General features: G+C 51.4%; 30 protein-coding genes. 11 read left to right on the top strand and 19 right to left on the bottom strand.

The window, feature by feature from the left end; genetic code table 11:
- A partial coding sequence (locus F7B33_RS06710) for an NAD(P)/FAD-dependent oxidoreductase (RefSeq protein ID WP_297073882.1) occupies positions 1-1097 on the top strand: 1097 nt, incomplete at its 5' end.
- Here the strand turns inward: F7B33_RS06710 and F7B33_RS06705 are convergent.
- The 3 genes from F7B33_RS06705 to F7B33_RS06695 all read right to left on the bottom strand — a co-directional run bounded on the left by F7B33_RS06705 (position 1081) and on the right by F7B33_RS06695 (position 4091).
- Positions 1081-2505, bottom strand: a complete 1425-nt coding sequence (locus tag F7B33_RS06705) for a radical SAM protein (protein ID WP_297073890.1) — start codon at positions 2503-2505, stop codon at positions 1081-1083. The two genes, F7B33_RS06710 and F7B33_RS06705, sit on opposite strands and share 17 nt — an antisense overlap.
- A gap of 75 nt (positions 2506-2580) precedes the next feature.
- Positions 2581-3609, bottom strand: coding sequence for an arsenic resistance protein (locus tag F7B33_RS06700; RefSeq protein ID WP_297064000.1), 1029 nt, complete (start codon positions 3607-3609; stop codon positions 2581-2583).
- Positions 3606-4091, bottom strand: a complete 486-nt coding sequence (locus F7B33_RS06695; protein WP_297064003.1) for a universal stress protein — start codon at positions 4089-4091, stop codon at positions 3606-3608. The genes F7B33_RS06700 and F7B33_RS06695 overlap by 4 nt, the downstream gene beginning before the upstream one ends.
- A 150-nt stretch (positions 4092-4241) precedes the next feature.
- Here F7B33_RS06695 and F7B33_RS06690 point away from each other — a divergent pair, with 150 nt between their 5' ends.
- Positions 4242-4637 carry a NifB/NifX family molybdenum-iron cluster-binding protein gene (locus F7B33_RS06690; RefSeq protein WP_297073881.1) on the top strand — a complete coding sequence of 132 codons (396 nt, stop codon included), beginning with the start codon at positions 4242-4244 and terminating at the stop codon, positions 4635-4637.
- Here the strand turns inward: F7B33_RS06690 and F7B33_RS06685 are convergent, their stop codons facing one another.
- Both F7B33_RS06685 and F7B33_RS06680 read right to left on the bottom strand, forming a co-directional pair.
- Positions 4638-5588 carry a SufD family Fe-S cluster assembly protein gene (locus F7B33_RS06685; protein ID WP_297064009.1) on the bottom strand — a complete coding sequence of 317 codons (951 nt, stop codon included), beginning with the start codon at positions 5586-5588 and terminating at the stop codon, positions 4638-4640. It abuts the gene before it with no gap.
- Entirely contained in the window at positions 5585-6295 is a 711-nt protein-coding gene (locus tag F7B33_RS06680; protein ID WP_297064012.1) for an ABC transporter ATP-binding protein, read from the bottom strand. Before F7B33_RS06680 ends, F7B33_RS06685 begins: the two co-directional genes overlap by 4 nt.
- A gap of 136 nt (positions 6296-6431) precedes the next feature.
- Here F7B33_RS06680 and F7B33_RS06675 point away from each other — a divergent pair, with 136 nt between their 5' ends.
- On the top strand, positions 6432-6851 hold the full coding sequence (locus tag F7B33_RS06675) for a ferredoxin family protein (protein WP_297064019.1): 420 nt from the start codon (positions 6432-6434) through the stop codon (positions 6849-6851).
- 5 nt (positions 6852-6856) lie between these two features.
- Here F7B33_RS06675 and F7B33_RS06670 read toward each other — a convergent pair whose 3' ends face one another.
- Positions 6857-7591 carry a sulfite exporter TauE/SafE family protein gene (locus F7B33_RS06670; RefSeq protein ID WP_297073888.1) on the bottom strand — a complete coding sequence of 245 codons (735 nt, stop codon included), beginning with the start codon at positions 7589-7591 and terminating at the stop codon, positions 6857-6859.
- A 129-nt stretch (positions 7592-7720) separates the two neighbouring features.
- Here F7B33_RS06670 and tdt point away from each other — a divergent pair, with 129 nt between their 5' ends.
- On the top strand, positions 7721-8722 hold the full coding sequence (tdt, locus tag F7B33_RS06665) for a tellurite-resistance/dicarboxylate transporter (protein ID WP_297073879.1): 1002 nt from the start codon (positions 7721-7723) through the stop codon (positions 8720-8722).
- On the opposite strand, the gene F7B33_RS06660 is transcribed toward tdt, so the two are convergent.
- Together F7B33_RS06660 and F7B33_RS06655 are read right to left on the bottom strand one after the other, a co-directional pair.
- A complete protein-coding gene (locus tag F7B33_RS06660) occupies positions 8703-9191 on the bottom strand; it encodes a GbsR/MarR family transcriptional regulator (RefSeq protein ID WP_297073886.1) in 489 nt (162 codons plus the stop codon). The two genes, tdt and F7B33_RS06660, sit on opposite strands and share 20 nt — an antisense overlap.
- 57 nt (positions 9192-9248) lie before the next feature.
- A complete protein-coding gene (locus F7B33_RS06655; RefSeq protein ID WP_297062759.1) occupies positions 9249-9563 on the bottom strand; it encodes a hypothetical protein in 315 nt (104 codons plus the stop codon).
- 152 nt (positions 9564-9715) lie between these two features.
- Between F7B33_RS06655 and F7B33_RS06650 the strand changes: the two genes are divergently transcribed.
- The 7 genes from F7B33_RS06650 (at position 9716) to F7B33_RS06620 (ending at position 14189) form a co-directional block, all read left to right on the top strand.
- Positions 9716-11398 carry a radical SAM protein gene (locus F7B33_RS06650; protein WP_297062761.1) on the top strand — a complete coding sequence of 561 codons (1683 nt, stop codon included), beginning with the start codon at positions 9716-9718 and terminating at the stop codon, positions 11396-11398.
- A gap of 229 nt (positions 11399-11627) precedes the next feature.
- Positions 11628-12047 (top strand): hydrogenase nickel incorporation protein HypA, encoded by a 420-nt coding sequence (hypA, locus tag F7B33_RS06645; protein ID WP_297062763.1) that lies wholly within the window; start codon positions 11628-11630, stop codon positions 12045-12047.
- Entirely contained in the window at positions 12044-12769 is a 726-nt protein-coding gene (locus F7B33_RS06640) for an Mrp/NBP35 family ATP-binding protein (protein ID WP_297062765.1), read from the top strand. Before hypA ends, F7B33_RS06640 begins: the two co-directional genes overlap by 4 nt.
- A 56-nt stretch (positions 12770-12825) precedes the next feature.
- The gene (locus tag F7B33_RS06635; RefSeq protein ID WP_297073885.1) at positions 12826-13311 is read left to right on the top strand and encodes a hydrogenase 3 maturation endopeptidase HyCI; all 486 of its coding nucleotides are present in this window, start codon (positions 12826-12828) and stop codon (positions 13309-13311) included.
- A 257-nt stretch (positions 13312-13568) separates the two neighbouring features.
- Positions 13569-13781 carry a hypothetical protein gene (locus tag F7B33_RS06630; protein WP_297062767.1) on the top strand — a complete coding sequence of 71 codons (213 nt, stop codon included), beginning with the start codon at positions 13569-13571 and terminating at the stop codon, positions 13779-13781.
- A complete protein-coding gene (locus F7B33_RS06625; RefSeq protein WP_297062769.1) occupies positions 13759-13938 on the top strand; it encodes a PIN domain-containing protein in 180 nt (59 codons plus the stop codon). The genes F7B33_RS06630 and F7B33_RS06625 overlap by 23 nt, the downstream gene beginning before the upstream one ends.
- Positions 13939-13982: 44 nt before the next feature.
- Positions 13983-14189 carry a PIN domain-containing protein gene (locus F7B33_RS06620; RefSeq protein ID WP_297073878.1) on the top strand — a complete coding sequence of 69 codons (207 nt, stop codon included), beginning with the start codon at positions 13983-13985 and terminating at the stop codon, positions 14187-14189.
- Here F7B33_RS06620 and mobA read toward each other — a convergent pair.
- From mobA to fdhF, 11 genes are read right to left on the bottom strand one after another with little or no spacing between them, the layout of a single operon-like run.
- Positions 14161-14751, bottom strand: coding sequence for a molybdenum cofactor guanylyltransferase MobA (gene mobA / locus F7B33_RS06615; protein ID WP_297073876.1), 591 nt, complete (start codon positions 14749-14751; stop codon positions 14161-14163). The genes F7B33_RS06620 and mobA overlap by 29 nt on opposite strands.
- Positions 14748-15200: a nucleotidyltransferase gene (locus F7B33_RS06610; protein WP_297062775.1), complete on the bottom strand. Its 453-nt coding sequence runs from the start codon at positions 15198-15200 to the stop codon at positions 14748-14750. Before F7B33_RS06610 ends, mobA begins: the two co-directional genes overlap by 4 nt.
- 39 nt (positions 15201-15239) lie before the next feature.
- The gene (locus F7B33_RS06605; protein WP_297062777.1) at positions 15240-15557 is read right to left on the bottom strand and encodes a hypothetical protein; all 318 of its coding nucleotides are present in this window, start codon (positions 15555-15557) and stop codon (positions 15240-15242) included.
- A gap of 1 nt (position 15558) precedes the next feature.
- Positions 15559-16392, bottom strand: coding sequence for an NADH-quinone oxidoreductase subunit B family protein (locus F7B33_RS06600; protein ID WP_297062779.1), 834 nt, complete (start codon positions 16390-16392; stop codon positions 15559-15561).
- Complete coding sequence (locus F7B33_RS06595; protein WP_297062781.1) at positions 16392-17021, bottom strand: 4Fe-4S dicluster domain-containing protein; 630 nt, start codon at positions 17019-17021, stop codon at positions 16392-16394. Before F7B33_RS06595 ends, F7B33_RS06600 begins: the two co-directional genes overlap by 1 nt.
- Positions 17021-18820, bottom strand: coding sequence for an NADH-quinone oxidoreductase subunit C (locus F7B33_RS06590; RefSeq protein ID WP_297073875.1), 1800 nt, complete (start codon positions 18818-18820; stop codon positions 17021-17023). Before F7B33_RS06590 ends, F7B33_RS06595 begins: the two co-directional genes overlap by 1 nt.
- Positions 18821-18822: 2 nt before the next feature.
- Positions 18823-19746, bottom strand: a complete 924-nt coding sequence (locus F7B33_RS06585) for a respiratory chain complex I subunit 1 family protein (RefSeq protein WP_297062783.1) — start codon at positions 19744-19746, stop codon at positions 18823-18825.
- 4 nt (positions 19747-19750) lie between these two features.
- A complete protein-coding gene (locus F7B33_RS06580) occupies positions 19751-21742 on the bottom strand; it encodes a proton-conducting transporter membrane subunit (protein ID WP_297062784.1) in 1992 nt (663 codons plus the stop codon).
- Between the two features lie 6 nt (positions 21743-21748).
- Positions 21749-23134 carry a proton-conducting transporter membrane subunit gene (locus F7B33_RS06575; RefSeq protein WP_297073874.1) on the bottom strand — a complete coding sequence of 462 codons (1386 nt, stop codon included), beginning with the start codon at positions 23132-23134 and terminating at the stop codon, positions 21749-21751.
- A 47-nt stretch (positions 23135-23181) separates the two neighbouring features.
- Positions 23182-23682 carry a 4Fe-4S dicluster domain-containing protein gene (locus F7B33_RS06570; protein ID WP_297062788.1) on the bottom strand — a complete coding sequence of 167 codons (501 nt, stop codon included), beginning with the start codon at positions 23680-23682 and terminating at the stop codon, positions 23182-23184.
- Positions 23683-23692: 10 nt separating this feature from the next.
- On the bottom strand, positions 23693-25753 hold the full coding sequence (gene fdhF / locus F7B33_RS06565) for a formate dehydrogenase subunit alpha (protein WP_297073873.1): 2061 nt from the start codon (positions 25751-25753) through the stop codon (positions 23693-23695).
- Between the last annotated feature and the right edge of the window lie 46 nt (positions 25754-25799).

Raw genomic sequence — 25799 nt, 5'->3', positions numbered from 1 at the left:
TTCCCTACTCGCCGGCGGCCCTGCCGTACTACATAGAGGGAACCGTGGGGAGGGATGAACTCTTCATCTGGAACTGGCACTTCGTCCGCTCTAGTGGCATAGACTACCTCATGGGCAGGGAGGTCGTTAAGGTTGACACGGAGGCCAAAAAGGTGCTCCTAGACAACGGGGAAGAGATAGACTACGACAGGCTTCTCATATCGAGCGGTGCAAAGCCCAACATAATCCCGCAGTTTAGGAGGGAGAACGTCATAGGCGTCAGAACCCTGGAAGACGCCGACAGGCTCAGGAAGGTGCGCGGGAGGGCGATAATAATCGGCGCCGGTCCTGTGGCAGTCGAGACCGCGATAGCTCTAAAAAGGCTCGGAGTGGACCCCGTGATAATCTGCCGTTCAAGGATACTCAGGAGACTCTTCGACGAGGACATCTCGGACATCATAAGGGACGTGATGATACTGAACGGCATTAAGGTTCTCTTCGAGAAGAGCATAGACCTCGTAGGCGACCCGGTTGAGGGCGTCAAGGCCCCGTGTGGTGTCATCTACGGCGACATCGTGGTCGCGGCGATTGGCGTTAGGCCCAGCCTGAGCTTCCTCGACGGGAGGATAGCCCTTGGAGAGAGTGGTGGTATACTCACGGACGAGAGGATGAGGACGAACGTGGAAGATGTATATGCGGCAGGGGACTGCGCCGAGACTCGCGACTTGGTAACCGGTCGCTACGGTATCTTCGCCATCTGGCCGCTCGCTAGAGAACAGGGGAGGGTGGCAGGCTACAACATGCTCGGAGTTGAGAAGCGCTACCGCGGTTCAATAAACATGAACATTATCACCATATTTGACAGGGTCTTCGCCTCCATAGGGACTTTCATCGGGGCGAGGAAGGAGGTGTGGCACGGCCCGCACATAGCAAAGCTCTTCATCGAGAATGGTAAACTAAACGGGGCACAGCTCGTCGGCAAGTACGCCCTCCAGTACGCAGGAGCTGTTGAGTACCTCGTCAGGACGAGAAGGGAGGTAAAGATAAACTCGATGAGCGACACTAAGTCCTTCGTCAGGGAAGTGTGGAAAAAGATGGAAATCAATCAAAGGCCATAGTTTTGATAGGAATCTCACCGGCTTCTCTGCTTCTTTTCGTGCCGTAGTAAATGTTAAGGATGCCACGAATCGCCCTTTTAAGAATGAACCCGTGTCTCTCAACGAGGTCTTTCAGAAGAACCTTCGGCCTCAGATAAAAGGATAGATAAGCCTTCCTCAGCATCTTTGCGATGCCCTCTGGGGTGAAGTGCTTCAGCTTCATAACTGGGTCAATGGTCGTATATTTCCTCCAGTTTTTCGTTAGGAGAAGGTTGTTCTGAACCGCGTAGGTCCAGAGCCTTGTTCCGGGGTAGGGTGTTGCAATGGTGAACTGAGCGAAATCAACTCCAACCTTCTTGGCGAACTTTATTGTGGTTTCAACTTCCTCTCTCGTCTCGTCCGGAAAGCCTATGATGAACGACCCAAGCGCTTGGAGTCCTATCTTTTTAGCGGTCTTGACTGCATCAAGCGACTGCTCTGGCGTTATGCCCTTTCCTATGAAGTCTAGTGTTTTCTGAGAGCCTGACTCTATGCCGAAGTAGACAGTGTGGCAACCTCCTGCCCTCATTGCCTTCGCAACCTTTTCGTTGAACGTGTTCACTCTTGAGGAGGCCGTCCAGGTTATATCAAGCCCCTCTCTCTTTATGGCCTCGGCTATCTTAACGGCCCTGACCTTGTTGAGGGTGAAGGTGTCATCCAAGAACTCTATCTCCCTCCTGCCGTAGTCGTAGCGGAGGATTGAGAGTTCTTCGATGACCCTGTCCACGCTGTGGCCACGCCACCTCTTCCCAAACTGGAGCGAGGAAGAACAGAAAGCGCAGTTGAATGGACATCCCCTGCTCGTCATTATCGTCCCGAAGGGGGTCCCATCTGCAACGTATTTGTCCATCGGAAGAAGGTCATAAGAGGGGATTGGAATCTCATCAACGTTCTGTATGAGGGGTCGCGGAGGCTCGTTTCGTATCTTGCCGTTCTCTTCCTGATAGGATAGCCCGAGGATGCCCCTCAACGGACGACCCTTCTCAACGGCCTCAACGAGCTCCTTGAAAGTGAGTTCACCCTCCCCTCTGACCACTGCATCTATGCACGGACACTCCTTCATCGTTAGCTCGGGTGTGAACGTGACATGGGGGCCTCCCATGACGACGAAGACGTTCTCATTGAGGTTCTTGGATATCTTTGCTACGGCGTAGGCATCGTACATGGCCGAAGTGGTGGCGGTTATCCCAACCATGTCCGGGTCGTAGCGTTTTAGTATTTTCATGACGTCTTCAAACGTTAAATCCTCGGCTATACCGTCGATTATCTTGACGTCATGCTCCTCGCGTATCATTGAGGCGAGGTAAGCCAGTCCCAAAGGGGGCCCTGTGGTGCCAACAACCCGCTTTATTGCACTATCCGTTGGGGGAAGAATCAAAAGCACCTTCATTTTCACCACCTTTGGGAGATACCCCGCCATTGACCCAGTGGAGAAACCACAGGGATGTAGGAAAATAGAAAGAAATCAAGCCGTCCCAGGAACAGCCTCCTCATCCTTGATATCGCACTTCCACAGTCCAGCTATTGTCTTCCACACCTTGACGTAGCCGACCAAGAAGGGTATCTGGACAATTGGGGTAACTGCCGGACCGATTGCCATCAGACCGGTTCCAGCTGCTAAAGCTATTGCCATTGCAGTTCCCTCGTTTTTTCCGACTGAGGTGAAGGTTATTGCCATGTGGTCCCTGTAGGGTATTCCTATGGCCTTGTCCACGATGGTCATAAAGAGCAGTGCTGTGGTGTAGTAGAGGGCCAGCGGTATTAACGCTATCCCCACTATCTCGGGCTTTGCCGCTATAAGCTTCGCCTTCTCCATGAAGATAAGGAAGACGATGGTGTACATGCCGAGGAGAGAGATTGCCGGAAAAGCGGGCTTAATCCTTAGGAAGCCCTCCGGACCGAGCTTGCCCATGAGGTAGGCCCTCGTGAGGACACCGAGTATCATCGGCGTTATGACAACGATGATTATTGTCTTGACGAGGAGCCAAGCAGAGATTGCTACATGATAGCTGGAAGCGAAGACCTTGAGCCACGCCGGAACGGTGACTATTGCCAGGGTGAAGCTGAGCGCTACAACGATGGTCGCAAGCTCTATGTTGCCCTTGGTGAAGCCCGTGTAGGCTATGCTCATCGAGGAGCACGGAACAACTACAGCTAGGAGGAGTCCGAGGGCGAGCATATGGTCAATCGGGTGGAACAGCCCGGTCAGCCATATCGCGCCGTACATGATGAGAGGGGAAATCACAAGGCCCATCGTGAGGGCTATAGCTAACTGTTTCCCGAGCTTGGCGCTGTTCTTAAGCTCTCCGAGACGAAGGTTTATCATCATCGGGTAAATCATGCTGATGACGACGAGCATGTTGAGGGTCTTGAGTGTTTCATGGTATGGCTTGAGGTTGGCGTGCGTCCCGACGTAAAATCCTGCCAACATCGCCAGCGTGACGTAAACCGGGAGGTATTTATCCAGATGGTTCTTAAGCCTTAGCCAGTTCATTCCTCATCACCACACCTGCACTTTGGCTTTATGAGCAGAACGGGGCGGTAAGTCTTCTTCAGCACGCGCATTGCAGTTGAGCCTATGAGTTCCTTGGAGAAGCCGAGCTTCCCGTGGGTAGGCAGGATTATGAGGGAGACATCCTCTTCCTCGGCAACTTTAACTATCTCCTCCCACGGAAAGCCGAAGCGGACGACGGGCTTGACTTTGTCAGTCTTGAAGGCCTTCTTCACGTCCTCTACCTTCGCCTGGAGTCTCTCCATGAACTTTTCCTTGAGCTTCCTCTTTATCTCCTCCAGCTCGATTTCCTCGTCCTTATAAAGGAGAGAGTAACCGTTGAGAAGGTCTTCAAGTGTTCCCTCATCTATAACATGGAGGAGGATAACCTCACCTACTGAAACATCGTTTGTCTTTTCAAACCGCTTTGCCGCCTTCTCTGAACCCTCGCTAAAATCTGTCGGAAAGAGCACCTTTCTAAACATTTTACATCACCTGTTAAATTTTTCATTTTATATTATTTTCATGTATTAGGGGGACCTAATGGTTTTTAAAGTTTGCTGGACAGATGTGATTATTTTCATATATCGCAACATTTATAGCTTGAAAAAATATTCACTAATAAGGTGACCAATATGAGAATTGCAATTCCCGCCGAAGATAAGAAAGGCCTTGAGAGCAACGTCAGTGGCCACTTCGGAAGGGCCAAATACTTTGTCTTTGTTGATATAGAGGACAACGAGATTAAGGGTCATGAGGTCATTGAGGTTCCCTTCAAGGAGCACGGGCCTGGAGACCTGCCAAACTTTGTGAAGGAGCACGGAGGAGAGGTTGTTTTAGCTTATGGTATGGGAAGAAAGGCTGTGAGCTACTTCAATGAACTCGGAATAACGGTCGTTACCGGTGCCTACGGCCCGATTAATGACGTCGTCAAGGCCTTCATCGAACAGGTTCTCGAAGTCGACCCCAACTGGAAGGAAAAAATAAAGCAGGAGAAAAAGCACAGGGAAAACTGCGAAAAGCAAGAATAATTACTCCCCTAAAAGTCCCTTTATAATCAGCTCCGCCGCTTCCTCTTCCGTTAGTCCCTTCGCCATGAGCTGAACCAGCTGGGCTTCGTTTATCCTGCCTATCGAGGCCTCGTGCGTGAGTTCTGCTTTATCGTTCTTTACCCTCAGCAGTGGAATAGTTTGGACGTCAGCATTTCCCTTAACTATTTCATGGCACTCGACATGACCCTTCGCGTAGTCTCCCAGGCCATACGCTTCGTTAACGACGTTGACCCTTGAGTTGTCAAACGCTATAACGGTGCTCTTCAGGTCACCCCTGGAGTAGGAACCTTCCAGCAGGAGGACTTCCCTTATCTCGACCGAGTCGTCTTTCACTGCCTTGACCTTTGATGTCAGCTCAGCGACGGCCCCATCGGTGAGCTTCGCGGTCATCTCAAGCTTAAGCTCCCTCGCGCGGTACTTTGTGAGACTAAACCTGCCAATGTAACGACCATTGGCCTTAACTTCCACTTCGGTCTTGCTTCTCATCCTGACACCCTCACCGTGTATGTGCTCGTCGTCGTATAGAACGCTTGAGTTCTCGCCGACTGTTATCTTCGATATTGCCTCGTGAGTAAAGTCCTTCGCGTAAGGAAAGATACAATGAGAAGTTAACTTCACCTTCGAGTTCTTTCCGATGGTTATGTTGAACTCGACGCGCTGATAGCCCTCACTCTTGAGGTAGCCTGTACAAAGGTGGATTGGAAAGGGAAGCTCTACCCCATCGGCTATCATAACGTCAGCTCTCACGCCGTTCTTTATTTCCTCACCCTTTATCTCAACCCCTGGAACGTTATTGAGGCCGATTATCCTGTCCCCACTTATAATTATCGCGGCTATCCTGTCCCCAAAAAGCGACCTGTCAAGGCCCTCGCGCTCGTAGATATCAAGCAGGGCCTCATACTCCTTCACGCGGTCAACCTTTATTGTCATGGTGACCCCTCCACGAAAAGACACCTTCCGCAGGTCTTCCTATAATATTCAACGACCTCCCGCGAGAAGCCCTTCTTGATGAGCCTGCCAGCGCAGAGGAAGTACGCAAAATCAGTCTTTCTGGCTATCTCTTCGTGGTGAGTGATTAGAATAACCGTCGTCCCTGTCTTTTTAAAGTAGTGTAAGAGCTCCTCAATAAGCTCGCCGGCGGTTATGTCGAGGCCAGAATCTGGCTCATCTAGAATAGCATACCTAGGCTTCAAAAGAAGGAGAGAGGCTATCTCAATCCTTTTCCTCTCGCCGCCGCTGAGGGTTTTGTCTATCATCCTGCCCGCGTAGAGTTCATACGGCAGGCCGACAAGCTCAAGTACCTCTCTTATCTCGTCTTCTCTAACCTTCAGCTTTTCGCCCAAGGTTAGGTACTCCCTAACTCTTAACCCCTCGTAGCGAGCCGGCTCCTGCCAAGCCATGCTTATTCCCAGTCTGGCTCTCTCGGTAACGGCAAGCCCCGTTATGTCCCTCCCATCGAGGAGAACCTCCCCTGCAATGGGCTTCAGCTCGCCCATTAGAATCCTTGCTATCGTTGACTTTCCTGCACCGTTCGGTCCGAGTATCGAGTAGCTTATGCCATCCCTGAATGTCATGTTAACACTATGAAGGATTCTCCGGCCGTTTTTTTCGTACTCAACGTTTCTCAGGCAGAGCATTTTTCATCAAATAATTTTCATATGAATTAGATTTAAAATTTTCTGGGCAGAATCGTCCAGAACCAAAGGTTGGGAACAAAAACATATGAAAAAAATTTTAAATGAAATTTTTTTAATAAAAATTGGGGTGAGCGAAATGTCGAACGTGGATGCTCCCGTCATCGGGAAGGACGCCCTTGGGAGACCTGTCAAGGACCTGAGCGTTATCCCTTGGTGGGGCGTTGAAAGGAAGAAGATAGAGTGGTATCCCAAGATAAACTACGACCACTGCGCTGGTTGCGGCATATGCTTCGTCACCTGCGGAAGGCGCGTTTTCGACTGGGACACCAAAGAGGGGAAGCCAGTCGTAGCGAGGCCCTACAACTGTATGGTTGGTTGCTCAACCTGTGCAACCCTCTGCCCGTGCAACGCCATAGAGTTCCCGCCAAAGGAGTACATAAAGAAGTGGGTTGCCAAGGCCAAGGTTACAAAGAAAGCCTTTGAGATAGTGAGTGAGATAACAGAGAAGAGCACCCTAAAGGAGGAGGAAGTGACGACAACACCAAAAACCCCGTAGAGGGTTTAGAGAACCTTTAAAATCATCTTCAGGGCTATCAGGTACATTATCACCCCTATAACCTTTTTCACCTGGTCTGGACTCATTTTAAAGTGCATCAAATGCGTCCCAAGCCAGCCGCCGGCTATAGCTGGGACAGAGACCCATAGCAAAAGCTCCCAGTTCAAGGCTCCCATGCCCCAATAAGTTAGAAAGCCACTCAAAGAAGAAAAGAACACAACAAGAGCCGTTGTGGCGGCCACCTTCTTGGGTTCATAGCCGAGCATTATCAAAGCAGGGCTTATTATCCCCCCGCCGCCCACTCCAAGGAGACCACCGAGGAAACCGGCTATTCCACCGATTATCGAACCTTCAACGATGTGGTTTCCATCCTTCGGCCGTCTCTTCGGCCTGAAGAAAATCATCATCGTTCCGGAGTAGAGGAGGAACGCTATGAAGACCCAAAGGACGTAGACTTTAGGTACTATCTTTCCGGCGTAGGCACCAACCGGGGCCATGGTGGTGGCTACGAGCAGTATTGGAAGCCCAAAACGGTGGTCGAGCTTACCATGTTTCAGGTTCTTAAGCGTCGCCGAGAGCATTGAGAGGGTATTTATGAAGAGGCCAGTTGGCTTGGCCGTCATAAGTGGAACTCCTAACCATGCCATCGTGGGGACTATCGCCATGGCACTGCCAATGCCACCCATGGAAAAGACAACGCTGAGGATGAAGGCTATCAATGCAAGTTCTGGATAGCTCATCGCACCCACCGGTCAAATGAACATTAGGTCATTTAAAAAGTTTTTCATCTACCTTATGATATTTTGCTGGGCAAAATTTATAAGTGAGACTAAAGTCATATGAAACCAAAATTGAAGGAGGGATTTTTCATGGATTTCGTGAAAAAGTTCAATCCGGCCCTATTCGCCAGTGTCATGGGGACTGGAGCGGTTAGCATAGCAAGTTACCGATACTCGCAGTACTGGGAACCTTTGAAGGAGATAGGAATAGCCTTAACTTACCTTAACATCGTGCTCTACGTCTTTCTGCTCCTCCCGTGGTTGCTCAGGTGGATAATTTACACGAAAAACGCCCTTGATGACCTCAGGCATCCTGCGATGGGACACTTCTACGGGACGAGTGGGGCGGCCACCATAGTCCTCGCTGCGCAGTTTATAGTCACACTCCACAACCTCAAGCTGGCGTGGTACCTCTGGCTCTGGGGCCTGATTCTAACGTTCATATTTGCCTTCTGGATGTCGTATGAGATTTTCATAGCTGGAGAAGTTGACTTAAAGCACCTTTCACCGGCCTGGTACATTCCACCGGTGGCCTTAGTGATAATCCCGTTTGGAGCGGTGTTCATGAGAACAACAGCGGGATACACCAACCAGATAGTTGTCACGGTAAATTACCTCGGATGGGGCGCCGGGTTCTTCCTGTACCTAGTGCTCTACGCCGTGGTCACGCTCCGCTTCATAAGACACGAGCTCATGCCGCCGCAGATGGCACCACTAATATGGATGAACTTGGGACCAATAGGAGCAAGCATAACGGCGCTCTTCGCCCTCGTAACGAACTCGACGATACCAATCCCGAAGGAACCCTTTATGGTCTTCGCTTTCTTCCTCTGGGGTTTGGGCTTTTGGTGGCTGGTCATGGCAACGGCATTAACCATCCATTACGTCAGGAACCTTCACCTGCCTTACAGCACCTCGTGGTGGGCGTTCATCTTTCCGATAGGAGCCTTCACGAACTCAACACTGGACTTGGGAGAAGCGTTCCATTTAAACCTCCTGAACGCCTTCGGGTTCATTTTGTTATGGCCACTTCTCGGACTGTGGCTGGTCACGACAATAAAGATGATAAAGCTCAGGAAGACTCTTTCTTAAAACAGAGCTCGTCTCTTTCTTCAAACTCTATCAATCTTTTGAGAACGCACTCAAGGGCCGAAAGGTCTGAGAGTATCGCCTCGTAAGTTGTTCTTTTTTCATCGCTCTCAGTTGATTCCAACAGGGATTCTACAACTTTTTTAAGAGGTAAAACCTCCCGTTCTAGCATCTCTTGAGGTTGCTTGAGAAACTTCTCCAGAAAAACTGGAACGGCCGAGAAATACTTGGTTTTACCTTCTTTCCTGTAAGTAACCAAATAATCTCTAGTCAAGTTGGAGAGTGCTATCGAGACTGAGGACCTACTGAGACCCGTGCTTTTTGCGAGTTCCGAAATCGTCATGGGTTTGCCGTTCATAAGCAGGACGGCGTAAATTTTTCCTTCCGTCCTGTTATATCCCCACCTTTCAAGTAGCCTTTCCACGAGCTCAATGAATTTCTTGTTCTGCTGTTTTTCTTTTTTCATTGTCATCACCAATAAAAATATTCAACAGATTCGATAATAAAAATTTCGAAAAAAACAAAAACCTCAGGACCCAGTCGCTATTATGGCCCCACCTATCAGGGCAATCCAAGCACCAATAGTCCAGAAGCCACCATCAAAGGGCATCGTTATCAACGCCAGCAGGACTATTGTCCACCCGATAGCGCTCTTGCTCTTCTTATAGTATGGGGCGAGAACCATTATGATAAGGCTCAGGATTATCTCAGTCCAGCCGACGACACTTGCACTTCCGTAGTGCCAGCCGTAGAAGCTCTTGTTCGCCAAAACAAGAATACCATCGAGCAATATCAAACAAGCACCACATATAGCAGTCCACATTCCAGTTTTGGCCGAGGCCATTTTTCATCACCTCCGGGTTTTCAATTGTAGGTTCTCATCATATTATTTAAACTTTTCGGTTGTTTTGGATATATCAAACAAAAATGATATAAATAACATATCGAAAAGTTTATACGTATCTATTGCCTTAACTAATATCGGGGGTGGCAAACATGGGGGAAAAGGAGAGTATTGATACAATCACTGGAGTTATTGAAGAACCTTTTCCAAAAGCGATGAACGGTCCGGGAGTAGTTGAAGAACCAAAAGATAATGGTGGAAATCAGCTTTCAACTGCCCTAACCGCCTTCAAGCTCATCCTAGGGAACCCACTTTCAAGGGCGTTGCTAAGGCCAATGTTGAAACGCTATGAAATAAACGGGAGAGAACTACCGGCCTTGTACTGGGCACTCAGTGTCTACGCGGGAGAAGGCCTGAACGCTCCGATGATGATACGCTTCCAAGCTGAGACCCTCAAGCTTCTCCTTAAGCTGGGCATAAAGCTCGCGAAGGGAGATGAAGAAGCCGTCAAAGAGGCCCTGCTAAGGGACCCCCACATAAGGCGTGGAATATGGGTCGTTCTGGAGGGAATAGCCAAATACGGAGTTACGGTGCCACAGCGTTTGGCAGGGCCGTTCCTGATAGTCTGGAATTTCACAAATATGTGCAACTTTCGGTGCAAGCACTGCTACCAGAGGGCCGATAAACCGCTCCCGAGCGAGCTTTCCCTCGAGGAGAAACTCAACCTCGTTGACCAGCTCGACAAAGCTGGTGTAGCGGCCGTGGCAATAAGTGGTGGTGAACCAACGATACATCCCCACTTCCTCAGAATTGTAAAAGAACTGTCAAGCCGGGGAATCCATACATCGGTCGCCACCAACGGCTGGACGTTCGCAGACATTGAAAAGCTCAAGAAAGCTGTCGAAGCTGGTATAAAGTACGTTGAAGTAAGCGTTGACTCGGCAAAACCAGAGAAGCACGATGAGTTCCGTGGTATTCCGGGAGCCTGGGAACACGCTGTGAAGGCCCTTGAAAACGCTGTGGAGCTTGGCATAAGCCATGGAATGGCCGTGGTAATGGATAAAGAAACATACCAAGAAATAGATGATATACTTGATTTAGCTGAAAGCATAGGAGTTAAGCGCGTCATATTCTTCAACCTCGTCCCGACGGGGAGAGCAGAGGATATGGTGAAGGTTGACCTGTCCCCAGAGGAACGCGAGGAATTCATGAAGGAAATCTATCACCAAATGAAGAAGAGAAAGCTTGAGATACTTACAACGGCCCCACAGTACGCGAGGGTCACCCTCTTAGAAAGCCAGGGAAAGAACGTAACACCAGCGCACTTCTACATCGGAGAGAACAACGCCGTGAAGACTTTAGCGGAGTTCATCGGAGGTTGTGGAGCCGGAAGGATTTATGCGGGCATAGAGCCCGATGGAACCGTTGTTCCCTGCGTATTCCTTCCATTGCCAGTTGGTAACGTTCGCGTGAAGCCCTTCAAGGAAATATGGGAGAAAAGCAGGATATTCAACCTCCTACGCGACAGGGACAACTTCACAGGTCAGTGCAGGAACTGCCCCTATAGGAACATCTGCGGCGGCTGTCGCGCGAGAGCCTACCACTACACGCTGGACGTCCTTGGTGATGACCCAGGATGTATAATAAACAAGCGCCTCTGGGAGAGCATAGTAGAGCATGGAAAACCGAAAGGACTCACAGAAGTCAGCTGGGTCGATGAGAGCGTCATCCTGCGCGGGCCAACCCTCTACGTGCCGAGTTATTACAGTGCTGTAGAGGTAACGACGCAGAAGTTACTTGAAAAGGCAAGCGTTCCTGAGACTGTAAAGGCCTGATTTTTTCTGTCTTATTTCCTTTCGCGGATTACACCATTAACTTCACCCCTATCAACTTCGAGTTGAACCGTCACGTGGGTTATTTCAAATTTTGCTCCATGTCGTATCCATCACACCGCTGGATAGAGCTTTTATCGAGTCATTAATAAATTTGTCTGCACCACGACCCAACTGCAGGTTTGGAACCCAACCCTTTTAAGGTAGCACTCCAATTCCCGTTGGTGATACCATGCACGAGTGGGCGCTGGCTGATGCTATTGTTAGAACGGTTCTTGATTACGCCCAGAAAGAAGGAGCGAAGCGCGTTAAAGCAGTTAAAGTCGTTCTCGGCGAACTGCAGGACGTTGCAGAGGACATCGTCAAGTTCGCCATGGAGCAGATGTTCGCGGGAACAATAGCTGAAGGCGCGGAGATAATCTTCGAGGAGGAAGAGGCCATATTCAAGTGCCGTAACTGTGGTCACACATGGAAGCTCAAGGAAGTGAAGGACAAATTCGACGAGCGCATTAAGGAAGACATCCACTTCATTCCGGAGGTCGTCCACGCGTTTTTAGCGTGTCCGAAGTGTGGAAGCCACGACTTTGAAGTTGTTCAGGGCAGGGGTGTTTACGTCGCTGGGATAATGATTGAGAAGGAGGGAGGGAAATGATAGACCCACGTGAGATAGCCATTAACGCGAGGCTTGAGAAAGTTAGGAGAATAATCCCCGTTGTCAGCGGTAAGGGGGGAGTTGGAAAATCCCTCATCTCGACCACTCTGGCTTTGGCTCTCGCTGAGAAAGGCTACAAAGTCGGTCTCCTCGACCTCGACTTCCACGGAGCGAGCGACCACGTGATTCTTGGCTTCGAACCCAAGGAGTTCCCCGAGGAGGATAAAGGCGTCGTCCCGCACACCGTCCACGGAATCAAGTTCATGACCATCGCTTATTACACCGAGGACAAGCCAACGCCACTCCGCGGGAAGGAGATAAGCGATGCCCTAATCGAACTGCTCACGATAACGAGGTGGGACGAGCTGGACTACCTCGTCATAGACATGCCGCCAGGTCTCGGCGACCAGCTCTTAGATGTGCTCCGCTTCCTCAAGAGAGGTGAGTTCCTCGTCGTTGCGACGCCCTCAAAGCTCGCCCTCAACGTAGTCAGAAAGCTCGTCCAGCTCCTCCTCGAGGAGAAGCACAAAGTTCTCGGAATTGTTGAGAACATGAAGCTCAACGATGAGAAGGACGTCGAGGCTTTGGCAAAGGAGTTCGGAATTCCCTACCTTGGAGGAATACCGTTTTACCCGGACCTCGACGCCAAGATTGGGAACGTTGAGGGGCTTATGAAGACCGAGTTTGCAGGGAAGGTAAGGGAGATAGCCGGGAAGCTTTGATTTTTGTTCTTTTTTAAACATGACACACTAACATGAGACTGGGGGAGAGTCCCAAAATGAACGCCCTCGAAGAAATCTTTCAAGGAAAAGAGCGAATCGTAATCTGCGGTATAGGAAACGACATAAGGGGGGACGATGCCTTCGGCGTGCTCGTGGCTGAAAAGCTGAAGAAACTCCTTGACAATCCAAACGTCCTTGTGGTAAACTGCGGTGAGGTTCCAGAGAACTACACTGGAAAAATAAAGGATTTCAAGCCGGAACTCGTTGTTTTCGTTGATGCCGTTGACTTCGGCGGTGAAGTCGGGGAGTATATAATAGCCGACCCGGAAGGAACGATAGGCGAGGCAGTCTCGACCCACGGCCTTCCTCTGAAGTTCGTGACCCAGTTCATGAAGACTATGGTTAAGGCAGAGTTCGTGCTTATAGGTTGTCAGCCCGGCTCGACAGGGTTATTCCAAGAGCCAAGCGAGCTGATAAGGGAACGTGCGAAAAGGCTGGCGGAACTGCTGGCGGGGATTCTGAACGGTGGAGGGGATGATTGAGTACGTCTAGCTGATTGGAGGCATCTTAGGCATTATCTCGTTTTTCTAGGATTTAAAACCGAGGAGAACAGATGGAAAACGCTGAAAGACCTCTTCCTCGGCACCGGCTTTCTGCTGTGGTATCTCAGGAGAGGGGTTCTCGGCTCCATCTTCATCCTCGTGGCGGTGCTCGTCTACCTGCCAAGTTCAGGAAGAGGTGGATTAGATGGAGTACGGGTGAGAAAAGCATAATTAACATCAAGGACAAAACTTGGGTGATGGTTATGACGAGCGTAGCGATTAGAGTTCCTGAGGGTGTTGATATAGAATTCGCGAAGAGGCTTGCAAAGCTGGTGGAGAAAAGGTTAGCCGAGCTGACGAGACTTAATAGCCTCCTGATGAACTCGGAACTAACCGACGAAGACATCGAGAAAATAAGCGAGGAAATAGGAAGAAGGAGGACTTTCTTTGAAAAATCCGATAGTGATTGACACGAACGTCCTCTTCTCGTTTTTCAAAAAGGAGAGCACAACCAGAAAGCTTATCCTGTGCATCTCTCTCGACACTCCACTCTATGCCCCAGAATACCTGCTGGAGGAACTGAGAAGATATTCTAACCTGATATATAATGGGAAAAAGCCCATCTAACTCCCGAGAGCTTCGAACGGGTCTTAAACCTTATCAAAAAATACGTGGCGTTCATTGACTACGAGAGCTACGCCGAGTTTGTTGACATTGCAATCAAGATAACCCCCGACTCAAAGGATGTGGACTTTGTGGCACTCGCGCTCAAGATGAACGCTGTATTATGGAGCAACAATAAAGCTCTAAAATCAGTTCCCTACCTCAAAGTTCTGAACACAAAGGAGATCATAGAACTCTTTCCCGAATGCCTCTGATTCTTTCCAAATCCTCCCGCGTGTTCACGTTGAAGAAGCTCTCCCTCCACTCCTCGGGAAGGCTCTCGATTTCGATGTAGCAGGCCTCACTTTCCCTTATCGCCCGGTTTATCGCATACCGTCCACTCTTGATTTTTTCTCCCAGAAAAGACCTAAATTCCCTTAAATAAGCGGCATGGAGAGGTTCAAGGTAGCCGTTGCTCCACCGCGGAACGCAGGCCGGCTTTTTTTCTAGATAAAAGCGCTCTATTATGAAATCAACAAACTCCGGAACAAGGAGGGGCATGTCGCCTGCAACCACAAAGGCATCGCCAAGGGAAAGGGCGGTGTAAATACCTCCCATCGGGCCCACGAGGAGTTCATCAATGACTACCCCATAACCCAGTCTTTCAAGCTTTTCCGCGTTTTCTCTGGAAGCGACCAGAACTATTTCATCTATCCCCTCCGCTTTCTCCAGCCTCTCGATGGTATAAAGAATCAGGGGCTTTCCGGAAATTTTGAAGAGTAACTTATCGCCCCCAAAGCGCCTTCCTCTTCCGCCGGCCAGAACGGCCCCTATCATTCGTCGTCCCTCTCCTCTTCCTCGACGGGGATGTACTCAATCGTGCTGATGTATTTAACGTAGTCCATCGCCTTTTTTGGATTCAGCATGTTCCTGAGGAGGTTCTGGAAGTAGTTATCTTTATCGTAGGCCACCTCGTAGTTAACAACCACGTCAAGGTAGCCGGAGTGAAAGTTCTCTGCTTCCTCGCGCGTGTAGAGCTCGAAGGAGACGTGGTAGCCGTATTTCTCCTCTATTGGGTCCCTTATGTTCTCAACGAAATCTGCCACACGGTTCATCTTAACTGGGTCGTAGGGTTTGTCTATTACAACGACCACGTCTATCTCTGGAAAGCCCGGGTCCTGAAGGTGCCTCCCGTAGAAGATTATCGAGAGCAGGTTGTCCCCGTAGAAGTCCTTCACCCTTTGAATCAGCTCCTCCTTGGCTCTCTTCAAGGTCTCAGCGTTCATTCCTTCACCCCCCAGAAAAGTTTTTGAGGAAAATAAAAATCAATCGAAGGTCGGCTGATAGCGGTACTCCACGTGGAGTTTGCTTTCAGAGTCCAGCTTTTCTGAGGCAGATATAAGGACTTTTCTGTCCTCCTCGGGCAGTTCTTTGATTGGAAGCTTCAGCACGTCCCTGACATCTATGTCAAAGGCCCTCGCGTTTTCATCGATGCCCAAGGCTTTCTTTATAAGCTTCACTGCCTCCTCGCTGAGCTCCCCTGCCTCCTCAATGATTAGCAGGTCGCCGGCATAGTGCCCGGTAATTCTCGCGGAGTATTCCGGGTAATCCTCGTATTTAAAGTGGTATAGTTTCCAGGGCACTTCAGACACCCGCGGTAACCGGATATTTCTTCCTGATGTTCTCTCCGAGGGAGTGGTATTCGTCGTAGAGGCGCCAGAACTCGTTTTCAAGGAAGCGCATGGCCACCTTTATCCTGGAGTCCTTTTCCTTGAGGAAGTATCCCGTAACTAGGTCGTGGAGCTTCTCCCTCGGGTTCTCGCTTTCGAAGGCCTTTCCAACCAGCTCGATGAAGTCGTTGAGGACAGCATCCCTGTCGTAGTAGCCCACAACCCTTCTAAGTTCTTCACGAAGCGTCAGCCAGTAACGGAGCGGTATAGGTCTGTCCGGAATCTTAAACTCAATCTCATTCTCTTTGCCGGCTTTCTCCCCGGGCGGAAGGGCTATCCAGTACTCGCCCTTCATCTTCTTCTCCTTTATTCCGAGGAGCTGGGCGACACCATAGAGTATCTCCTCTGGGCTGGGCGGACAGCCGGGGATGTACATGTCTATTGGGACTATCATCTCCGGCCCACCGCTCCTGAGCCTGTCCCTTCCGCGCTGGGGTGAAGTATTGTAGAGGGCGTAGCTGTTGTAGAAGATTCCACCACTTGATGCACAGGTTCCTATGGCAACGACTATTCTCGGCTTTGGAGGCATGGCCTCATAGGCCTTTCTTATCATTATCCTCGTCTGCCTCGTGAGCGGCCCTGTTATGAAGAGCACATCCGCGTGCCTCGGGTTGGGAACAACTTTAATTCCCAATCTCTCAAGGTCATAGTAGGGACTGAGCACATCGAGAACCTCAATGTCGCAACCGTTACATGAACCGGCATCAACGTGATAGACCCAGACGGACTTAAGCCTCTGCTTCCCCATTACTCCTCACCCCCTTCCCTTTTGGGGGATTTCCTTGGCTTCTCCACGAGCACGAAGGCCGGATAAACGTTGCCCTCGGTTTCCCTGAGTTTGACGACCGTTCTACGCATCTTTTCCTCCTGTGTGAGCTTTATCCTGTCCTCGAGGGCATACATGTCAAATATTTCCTTCGGGAGGATGTTCCTCACGTACTCTATCTGCCTCTCGGTGAAGTCAAGGTATTCTCCGCACTCCTCGCAGTAAGCTAACTTGTGCTCGACAACCTCTACCAAATCTTCTTTGTTGTCAGTTGCCACTTCGAACCTCGTTGTTGGCTCCATCGCTCCCGTCGGGCAGACCTCTATACAACGGGCACACCTGATACATCTTGCAGCGTTGTATGTGAGTCTCTTGACACCGTGCTCCTTGTCCCACTCCATTATCAGGGCATCGGGTGGACAGGCGTTTACACAGGCCCCACAGCCTATGCACTTCTCGGGGTTGATGTGGGGTATTCCCCTGTACTCCGGCGGCTTCTCGATGTCAATAAAAGGATAGGGGGTGGTAACAGGGGCCTTCTTGCTAAACTTCTCGGCCTCAAAGCGATTCCACTTCTTGAGCTTCTCGGTGTATGGGAGGCTCTCGGCCATCAGAACACCCCCTTATACTTGATTGAGAGCTCGTTGAACTCGGCCTCGGTAAGAACCTTCACCTTGCCGGTTTCGAGGTCAACGAACTGAACCCTCTCGGTACAGGAGTAGCACGGGTCAATGCTCGCTATGATTAGCGGTGCATCGGCAACGTGGTAGCCCTTGAGCATCTCGGGAACTGCCGGCAGGTTGTTGTATGTCGGAGCACGAACCTTCCAGCGGTAGACCTTGTTCTTCTCGCCCGTCATGACGTAGTGGACAACCTCACCGCGGTGGGCCTCTGTGAAGCCCAAAGCTTCTTCGTACTCGGGCAGGTCGCCAATTGGAACCATTATGTCTCCGCCGGGCATCTGGTCGATTATCTGCTCGACCATCCAGAGGCTCTCAAAGAGCTCGTCCATCCTTACGAGAACCCTAGCTAAAACGTCACCCTCCTTGTAAACGGGGACCTTGAAGTCGAGTTCGTTGTAAGCTGTGGCAGTTTTGACTGCCTGGTCCTTTCTCGTGTCAATCCTCCTTCCGCTAGCGCGGGCAGTCGGTCCAAGGACAGAGTAGGCCTTCGCAACCTTGTAGGGCAGTATACCGACTCCCTCTGCGCGCTTGATGAAGGTGTTAGTGTTTAGAGCGATGTCAAGGAACTTCTTGGTCTCTTCGCGTATCTGCTTGACGACCTTTAGTATCTCCTCCTTCCTGTAGTCGAGTATGTCCCTCCTAACTCCACCAACAATGTTCATACCATACTGCTTCCTGTTTCCGGTCAGGCGCTCAACGAGCCACATGACTGGCTCCCTGATACGCCACGCGTGCATGAAGCCCGTGTCGTAGCCGACGAGGTGCGCTGCTATTCCCACCCACAGGAGGTGGTTGTGAATCCTCTCAAGCTCGAGGAGCAGTGTCCTTATGTAGCGTGCCCTATCGGGTATATCAACGTCAGCCAATCTCTCAACGGCCATGGCGTAGCTGACGGAGTGCTGGTAGCCACAGATTCCACATATTCTCTCAGCGAGGAAGAGCACCTGGTTGTAGGTTAGCCTGCCCTCTCCCGTCTTTTCTATGCCACGGTGGGAGTAGAAACCGCGGTAGTCAACGTCAACTATGGTCTCACCCTTCACGAACAGCCGGAAGTGGGCCGGCTCCTCGATACCCATGTGAGCTGGACCCATCGGAACGAGCGTTGTCTCATCGGGCTTTTCCTTGAACTCAACCTTCGGCTCTGCCATTGGCGAGTCTCTGTAGTCCATGTCCTTCCTGAGCGGATAAACTCCCTCTGGCCAGTCCTCGGGGAGAATTAACCTTCTCGGGTCTGGGTGACCAACTGGGTTGAAGCCAAGTAAGTCCCTGACCTCTCTCTCTATCCAGAGCGCGGCTGGGAGTTTAGCTGCGACGCTCGGGAAGCTCGGGTCGTCTGCCGGGAGGTAAGTCCTGAGGAACACATAGTAGTTCTCAGGCTCGTTGGCAAACTCGACCTGAACGTTGAGGAACGGCATGTAGACGAAGTGTCCGTTAAGTGGTCTCTCATCGGTTCCCACAGCCGTGGAGAGGTGTGTCTCTTTGAATTCCGGGTGGTTGTGCCACCAGAGCACTGCCTCAGGGAGAACCTCCCTGTCTATGACAAACTGGTACTGACCATAGGTCATTCTCTTGCATTCCTTTATGTGCTCCTTAAAGGCCTCGTAAAACTCCTTAAGACCTTTTCTCTCGGAAAGTATAACGTTAACATCCGCCTTCCTGCACCGGCCCTTTTCACAGGCCCTGCACTCAAATTCGGAGTGAGCCTCCAAATCCTTCGTCGTTACCATATTCACCACCCCATGAAGGCTATTGCGAGTATAATCACACCGGCGAAGAACGCCCTCGTGTTCATCTTAACCACGTGGTCAATCCTGAGCCTTGCGTTCGTGGCCTCAAGTGAAGCTATAACCGGGTATAAAGCTATCGTCAGCAGGAACTGTATCGCGAGCACCTCGGCCGCTTTGAGCGTTGTGTTTATCGGACCTACCCACGGAAGGACGAGCAGGCTCACAAAGAACCACAGCAGGGCAAAGCGCTTGATGTAGATGGCGTAGTAGAAGACTCCTAGGAGTCTTCCACTGTACTCGCTGAGGGGACCGCCGATAACTTCCTGCTCCGCCTCGGCTATGTCGAAGGGCACGAAGCCACTCTCGACGTAGAGGGCGTAAGCCAGGAGGACGTAGGTCATCACGAGTGAAGGCGTCAGGTGGAGGTTTGAGACGATGTCCGCTATGTTGAGGGAACCGGCGTTGTAGGCCAGGACTCCGTAGAGTATCGCAATGAGTGGCTCAACAGTGAGGATTATCTGCATCTCCCTGGCGGAACCGAGGTGGCTGAATGCGTTCTGAACTGTGAGTCCCGCGAGCATCAGGAATACGCTGACCATCAGGATTACGTAGAAGAACACGACTAGGTTGAATCCCACGTTTATTGGAACGACGTTACCGTAGGGGAGGAGTAGGGCACCGATTACGGCAGAGGCCAAAGCCAGGAAAGGCGCCCATGTGAAGAGCGCGCTCTTTGTCGGCTTGACCGATGGAAGGTTGAAGAGCTTGTTGAGGTCGTACCACGTCTGCATAAGCGGTGGCCCGCGCCTGTACTGGAGCCTCGCCTTTACCCTTCTGGCTATTCCATCAAGGTAAGGGGGCAGGAGGAAAGTCAGGAGCACTCCGATAAAGCTGAAGGCAAGCTTAGCCGTCGTCTCCATTTTCATCACCTCACATGGCTATCAGCAGTCCCACGATGGCCCCGACAACAATCAGGGCTATGACTATGAAGGTTCCGAGCCTTATCCCCGGCAGAACGTCTCTGGCTATGTTGAGGAACCTTATGAGGGGCTTGAAGACCTCCTCGTCGATGTGCAGGATTTCTCTTTCACGGAGGTCGTCGAGGCTCTCAACCTTTGTGTAGGGTGTGTCCACTATCTTTGTGAAGTAGCTCGCCATCCAGAGGTATGCCCTAACGATGTAGTGTATTATCCCAGCGCCAACACTGTAGAACCAGTCACCGAGGCGGTAGAACGAACCAATCTTCTCCTCGTACTTGATATAGTAGCCCTCAGCGTTTATCCTATACTCATCCTCGTCTATCTGGGTTGAACCGCAGTCCCAGGGCTTGGCCTCCTTGTACTCCGGCTTGAAGACGAGGTAGAGCCCGAACGCTAGGATTCCGAGCACTATCACGAAGAGCACTGGGGAGAAGAACACCGACTGGAAACCAATCTTGTAGAGGTTCGTCTCCACTGGGGCGTTGAAGACGTTGAGGATTCCAGTGACGGTTCCTGGGAAGAGGCCTATGAGGAGCGTTAAACCGGCGAGAATCCACTGGCCGGCGAGCATTCCGGCTGGAACCTCCTTGACGTTTTCGTAGCGCTTCATATCACCGCCGAACTGAGCCCCGTAGAACTTGACGAAGGAGGCGAGTGTTGCCGCACTTATGAAAGCAGCTAGGACAGCTCCAAGGGCAAGGACATAGCTGTGGGAGTAGTAACCGGAAACGTAGATGAGCCACTTGCTCAGGAATCCGTTGAAGGGCGGAACACCACTTATCGCGAGGGAAGCGAAGAGCGCCGCGAGGGCCGTTACCTTCATAGTCCTCCCAAGGCCACCCAGTTCGTCAAGGTTCACTGTTCCGGTTCTGTACTCGACGGCTCCAGCCGATAGGAAGAGTGAGGCCTTGAATATTGCGTGGTTGAGGGCGTGGAAGAGTCCGGCAAAGGCACCAAGAGCCCCGACCGCGCCGAGGAAGCCTCCCTTTGGAATGAGAGCCATGCCTATTCCTATGCCGAGCCATATATAGCCCATCTGACCTATTGAGTGATAGGCAAGTAGCCTCTTGGCATTTGTCTCGCGGAGGGCGTAGAGTGTTCCAACAGTGAGGGTTATGGCACCTATCACGGCAACAAAGAGCCCGAGTGAGTAGCTCGTCCCCACGATTCTCCAAATAAGGGCTATGAGACCATAGAGGGCCACTTTCTCCATCGCTCCAGCCATGACAGCGGAAACGCTGGTCGGTGCCGCGCGGTAGGTCTCGGCAACCCAGAACTGGAAGGGTATCATGCCCGACTTCGTCATGAAGGCTATCATGAGTAAACCGCCGAAGACTGCCTTGGTGTGGAAGGGAGCGGTTGCCATCGCACTCGCTATGTTCTCAAAGGTCAGCTTGTCAAAGCTTCCAACGAGCGAATAGGCAGTTCCAAGGGCAAGGAAGAGCGGTATAGTGTCGAGGAAGTGCATAGTGATGTAGTACTTAACGCTCACATCGACGTCCCTGAGCTTCTCGCTGAAGAAGACGAGTATAAAGGAGCTGAGTGTCATGAGTTCCCAGCTCATCACGAAGTACTCCATACTGTCAACGGTAACTACAAGGGCCATGCTCGCCAGGAAGGTATTGTATGCAACGGCATAGACCCAGCCCTTGCCGACGTTTTCAAACATCTCCATATAGTTGATTGCGAAGAGCGAGGCGGCGGTTCCCACGAGGCCAATTATGAGGAGGAAGACTATCGAGAGATTGTCAATCCTGAGGGGAATCCCAAAGAGGTTTCCCGAAACCGGGCCGTTTGTGTAGACGGAGTAAACCTGCCAGAGGAGCGCCAGCGAACCGAGGAAGGCCATGAAACTTGAGGCCTTGACGGTAGCCTTGTAGTCCCTAATCAGACCGACGAGGCCACCGAGAATGAATGCTCCAATCGCGTATTCGAGTATCATTTCCCATCACCCCGCGAAGCTTATCTTCATCACAACGTCGAGGCTCACCCAAGGCATTATTATGCCGACTATTATGAGGACTATAAGCACTGCAACGATGACCTTTGGTTCGTTCCTGGATTCGCCCTCCCCGAAGAAGCTCTTCCTGAACCACAGGAGAACCACTATGAGGAATATTGCCGCGTCAATGAGGACAACGCCCGGGAAGAGCCACGAAGCTATGCCCTCTGCATGTCTGGTGCTCATTATGGTGAAGGCCTTGCTGAAGAATAGACCGAGCGGGAGAACGCCAGCCAAGCCGAGAAAGCTCATGAACCATGCTATGCTCGTCCACGGGACGCTTTTTCTCATTCCTTTGATGAGCTTGAGGTCAGTCGTACCATATGCAATCGCAAGGCCACCAACGGAGGCAAAGGCGAGCGCTTTAACAACGGCATGGTTGACAACCTGGTAAAGGGCTATCTGTATACCTGCAACGTGGCCAAGGAGGGCGTAGGCGAGGGTTATGTAGGCAACGCCCGTCTGTGCTATGGTCGAATACGCCACAAGTCTCTTGGCATCGCGCTGGAGGGGGTAATAAATCATCATTAGGATTATCAGGGCAACGGTTAGGCCTCCGAGGAGCCAGAAATACTGGTCGTTCGGCTTCATGTACTGTATGACCCTGAAGAGCATGTAGGCACCGAGCGGAACTATTGAAGCTGAATGGACGTAGGCACTCGCTGGAATCGGAGAAGCGGTTGAGTCGGGGAGCCATGAATAGAACGGGAACTGGGAGCTCATCATAAAGGCGGCGAAAATCAGCAGGAGAAAGGCTGTGCTGTCATAAGTGACCTTCGTGAGGTCCTGGCCGTTCCCGAGGACAAGAACTGCACCAAGTATGAGGAAAACACCAACGTTGAGGACGAGAAAGGCCTTGAGGGCATCCATCTTTGCACCGCCCAGCTCAACAAGGCAGAGCATCGCAATGGCCATCAGCTCGAGGGCTATGGCGAACTGAACGAGGTTGATTGAGTATATGAAAACCATGCTCGCGCCCGTCAAGAGGCCGAAGAGTGCGTAGAACTTTCCCCTGTTGGACTCAAGGAACCTGCTTGCGTAAACCACCATGAGAAACGCTATGAGTATTGAAACGATTCCCATGAGTGCCGAGGCCGTATCAAGGGTTATCCCAAAGACCTCCCCAAGGTTGGTTGTTACAACGTAGGCGGTGTGATAGACCTTTTCAGAACCGTTTGAGAAGAAATCGTAGACAGCGATTCCATTTAGGAGAAGTGAGATGCCTAGTATTGAGCCCGCTATGATGTCAGCAGTCTTTCCCTCGAGCTTCCAGAGTGCCAGGAGCAGGAACGGGAGGAGCGCTGAAATCAACACCAGTTCAATCATCACCATCACCCCTTGGTTTTTAACCATTGGTTTTCTTTGCAAAAAAAATAAGGTCAGAGGACGATGTATGCCTTCTCGCCCTCTCCCTTCTCGGCAGAGCTCTTCAGGTTGGCGACTATTTTTCCTTCTCTGTTCCAGAGGATTTCATTTATCTCACCGAACTTAAGGGCCTCAGTTGGGCATGCTGAAACACAGGCCGGGAGAAGGCCTTCCGCCCTTCTATCGGCACAGAGGTCGCACTTGTCCATAATCTTGTTCTCCTCGTCGAGCTTTGGAATTCCGAAGGGACAGGCAACGGCACACATGAGACAGCCGATACACTTGAGCGGGTCGAAGGCAACGGCTCCGTCCTCGTCCCTGAAGAGTGCTCCGGTTGGGCAAACGTTCATACACGGTGCCTTCTCACAGTGGCGGCAGTTGAAGGGGACAGTGAAGAGATCGGGGAACTCGAAGACCTTTATTCTTGCCTCGCCGTGGGTCATTTCACAGGCCACTTCACAGGCCTTACAGCCGATACAGCGCTTATAGTCGAGGAAAATCTTCTTGTGAGCCATCTCAACCACCTCACTCCTCAACCTTCTTAATCCTGGCCGCAACGGCCTTCAGCTCGGCCATCTTGGTCTTCTCGTGTATCTCATCCAGAGTCAGGAAGTTGATGTTCCAGTGGTTGGGCATCGCTATAACGCCCTCCCTGACGTGCTCGGTAACCTCTGCCCTGACAAGGACACTTCCGCGCCTCGTCTCGACCTTGACGAGGTCACCGTTCTTTATGCCGTGCTTCTCGGCGTCCTTCGGGTTAATCATAACGTACTCCTCTGGCCAGCGCTTCTCAAGGCTCGGGCTCTCGAATGACATCGTTCCAGTGTGCCAGTGACCGACGAGCCTGAAGTTGGTAAGCCAGAGCGGGTATTCCTCGTCGGTCATCTCAGGTGGCTCGCGCCATTTGACTGGCTGGAGGTGGGCCTTTCCGTCCGGGGTCTTGAAGCCCTTCTTGAAGAGAACCTTCGTCCCCTCACCCGGTTCACTGCACGGGAAGAAGCATCCCTCAGGGTGCTCCGCGAGGTACTCCGGCGTTGCACCCTTGAACACGGGGATGACGCTGTTTATCTCCCTCAGAATCTCGTCCGGGTGCTCATACTTGAAGTACTCACCGAGGCCGAGTTCCTTAGCGAGCTCAACTATAATCAGCCAGTCGGGTTTTGCCTCGCCAGGAGCTTCGGCGGCCTTGTAAGTTCTCTGGACGCGCCTCTCGGCGCTTATTGCCGTCCCGGTCTTCTCGAACCACGCCGCGGCCGGGAGAACTATGTCCGCGTATTTAGCAGTCTCGGTGAGGAATATGTCCTGCACAACGAGAAAGTCAAGCTTCTTGAGCTGTTCCCGTACCCACGAGGTGTTGGGCATTGACTTTGCTATGTTACCGCCGACGATGTACATCATCCTAATCTTCTTCCCTATCTCCCTCACCATGTTGGTCAGGTCGAGGCCGACCCAGTCGGGTATCTTGAAGCCCCAGAGTCTCTCAAGCTCGGCCCTAGCGGCTTCGTCAGTGACGAGCTTTCCTGTTGGAAGCTTGTTAGGAGCTATACCACTCATAGCGGCACAGAAGCCACATTGTGCTCCTGGAAAGACACCACTCCAGACGCCTTCTTTGCCGATGTTACCGGTTATTGCTATGAGGTTCGCTATGGCCAGGGAAAGTTCAAATCCGTTAACGTGCTGGTTGACACCTTCGTTAACGAGGAAGGCCGCTCTCTTGCTCGCTATCAGCCTCGCGGCCTTTCTTATGTCCTCGGCCGGAACGCCACTTATCTTCTCGGCCCACTCGGGGGTGTAGTCCTTGACGGCCTCCTTCAGCTCTTCGAAGCCAACGGTTCTCTCCTGAACGAACTTCTTGTCGTAGAGTTCCTCATTGATTACAACGTTGAGCATCGCTAGGGCTATCGCAAGGTCAGTTCCCGGGTACGGCTTCAGGTGAATGGAAGCGTACTTGTGTCCCCTCGTCGAGCGCGGGTCAATCACAACCATCTCGGCACCGTTGTCAATAACAGCTTTCTCAACGTACTGGCCGAAGAAGACAGGAGCGGTTTCAGCAGGATTGTGGCCCCAGACGACAATCAGCTCGGCCTTGGCAACGTCCTCGAAGGGATTTGTTGCCGCACCGCTTCCGAATACGGCCGTCCTTGCTGGGCTGTTAGAGTACTGGCAGTACCTTCCGGGAAAGTCGAGATGGTTGGTCCCTATCGCCTTGGAGAGCTTGTGGACGAGGTAGTTCTCCTCGAGGGTTATCTTCTCACTTCCGAGGAAGGCTATCGCCTCAGGTCCGTAGGTTTCCTTTATCTCCTTTATTTTCTCGGCGATTATCCTGTAGGCTTCTCCCCAGCTTATCTCCTCGAACTTCCCCTCACCCTTCTCACCGACGCGCTTGAGGGGCTTTTTGATCCTCTTAGAACTGTTGATGAACTGGTAGGAAGCAACTCCCTTGGGACAGAGCTTTCCTCTGTTTGCAATTGTTGGGTGGTCGTAGTCGAATTCTATCCTCCTTATGTAGCCGTTCACGCTGACCGCGTAAAAGCGACAGCCGACGGAACACCAGGGGCATACTACCGGCACAAGTTTCTCGGCCATGGCTATCACCCTTTTAATGACTGACCAGTCATTTGGTTCCTCAGTA

Origin of the sequence: Thermococcus sp., assembly GCF_015523185.1 — an archaeon.
Taxonomy (GTDB): Archaea; Methanobacteriota_B; Thermococci; order Thermococcales; family Thermococcaceae; genus Thermococcus.
Note: the sequence above shows the minus strand (reverse complement) of the source record. Positions and strands in the feature narration are given on the sequence as shown.

Coding starts and splice junctions, on each gene's coding strand:
- fdhF (WP_297073873.1), bottom strand. CDS start 25,753: ATGGCCGAGAAACTTGTGCCGGTAGTATGCCCCTGGTGTTCCGTCGGC.
- F7B33_RS06575 (WP_297073874.1), bottom strand. CDS start 23,134: ATGGTGATGATTGAACTGGTGTTGATTTCAGCGCTCCTCCCGTTCCTG.
- F7B33_RS06700 (WP_297064000.1), bottom strand. CDS start 3,609: ATGAACTGGCTAAGGCTTAAGAACCATCTGGATAAATACCTCCCGGTT.
- F7B33_RS06640 (WP_297062765.1), top strand. CDS start 12,044: ATGATAGACCCACGTGAGATAGCCATTAACGCGAGGCTTGAGAAAGTT.
- F7B33_RS06570 (WP_297062788.1), bottom strand. CDS start 23,682: ATGGCTCACAAGAAGATTTTCCTCGACTATAAGCGCTGTATCGGCTGT.
- F7B33_RS06610 (WP_297062775.1), bottom strand. CDS start 15,200: ATGAACGCTGAGACCTTGAAGAGAGCCAAGGAGGAGCTGATTCAAAGG.
- F7B33_RS06635 (WP_297073885.1), top strand. CDS start 12,826: ATGAACGCCCTCGAAGAAATCTTTCAAGGAAAAGAGCGAATCGTAATC.
- tdt (WP_297073879.1), top strand. CDS start 7,721: ATGGATTTCGTGAAAAAGTTCAATCCGGCCCTATTCGCCAGTGTCATG.
- F7B33_RS06580 (WP_297062784.1), bottom strand. CDS start 21,742: ATGATACTCGAATACGCGATTGGAGCATTCATTCTCGGTGGCCTCGTC.
- F7B33_RS06705 (WP_297073890.1), bottom strand. CDS start 2,505: ATGAAGGTGCTTTTGATTCTTCCCCCAACGGATAGTGCAATAAAGCGG.
- F7B33_RS06675 (WP_297064019.1), top strand. CDS start 6,432: ATGTCGAACGTGGATGCTCCCGTCATCGGGAAGGACGCCCTTGGGAGA.
- F7B33_RS06685 (WP_297064009.1), bottom strand. CDS start 5,588: ATGACAATAAAGGTTGACCGCGTGAAGGAGTATGAGGCCCTGCTTGAT.
- hypA (WP_297062763.1), top strand. CDS start 11,628: ATGCACGAGTGGGCGCTGGCTGATGCTATTGTTAGAACGGTTCTTGAT.
- F7B33_RS06690 (WP_297073881.1), top strand. CDS start 4,242: ATGAGAATTGCAATTCCCGCCGAAGATAAGAAAGGCCTTGAGAGCAAC.
- F7B33_RS06695 (WP_297064003.1), bottom strand. CDS start 4,091: ATGTTTAGAAAGGTGCTCTTTCCGACAGATTTTAGCGAGGGTTCAGAG.
- F7B33_RS06585 (WP_297062783.1), bottom strand. CDS start 19,746: ATGAAAATGGAGACGACGGCTAAGCTTGCCTTCAGCTTTATCGGAGTG.
- F7B33_RS06630 (WP_297062767.1), top strand. CDS start 13,569: ATGGTTATGACGAGCGTAGCGATTAGAGTTCCTGAGGGTGTTGATATA.
- mobA (WP_297073876.1), bottom strand. CDS start 14,751: ATGATAGGGGCCGTTCTGGCCGGCGGAAGAGGAAGGCGCTTTGGGGGC.
- F7B33_RS06670 (WP_297073888.1), bottom strand. CDS start 7,591: ATGAGCTATCCAGAACTTGCATTGATAGCCTTCATCCTCAGCGTTGTC.
- F7B33_RS06600 (WP_297062779.1), bottom strand. CDS start 16,392: ATGGGGAAGCAGAGGCTTAAGTCCGTCTGGGTCTATCACGTTGATGCC.
- F7B33_RS06650 (WP_297062761.1), top strand. CDS start 9,716: ATGGGGGAAAAGGAGAGTATTGATACAATCACTGGAGTTATTGAAGAA.
- F7B33_RS06595 (WP_297062781.1), bottom strand. CDS start 17,021: ATGGCCGAGAGCCTCCCATACACCGAGAAGCTCAAGAAGTGGAATCGC.
- F7B33_RS06680 (WP_297064012.1), bottom strand. CDS start 6,295: ATGCTCTGCCTGAGAAACGTTGAGTACGAAAAAAACGGCCGGAGAATC.
- F7B33_RS06655 (WP_297062759.1), bottom strand. CDS start 9,563: ATGGCCTCGGCCAAAACTGGAATGTGGACTGCTATATGTGGTGCTTGT.
- F7B33_RS06590 (WP_297073875.1), bottom strand. CDS start 18,820: ATGGTAACGACGAAGGATTTGGAGGCTCACTCCGAATTTGAGTGCAGG.
- F7B33_RS06660 (WP_297073886.1), bottom strand. CDS start 9,191: ATGACAATGAAAAAAGAAAAACAGCAGAACAAGAAATTCATTGAGCTC.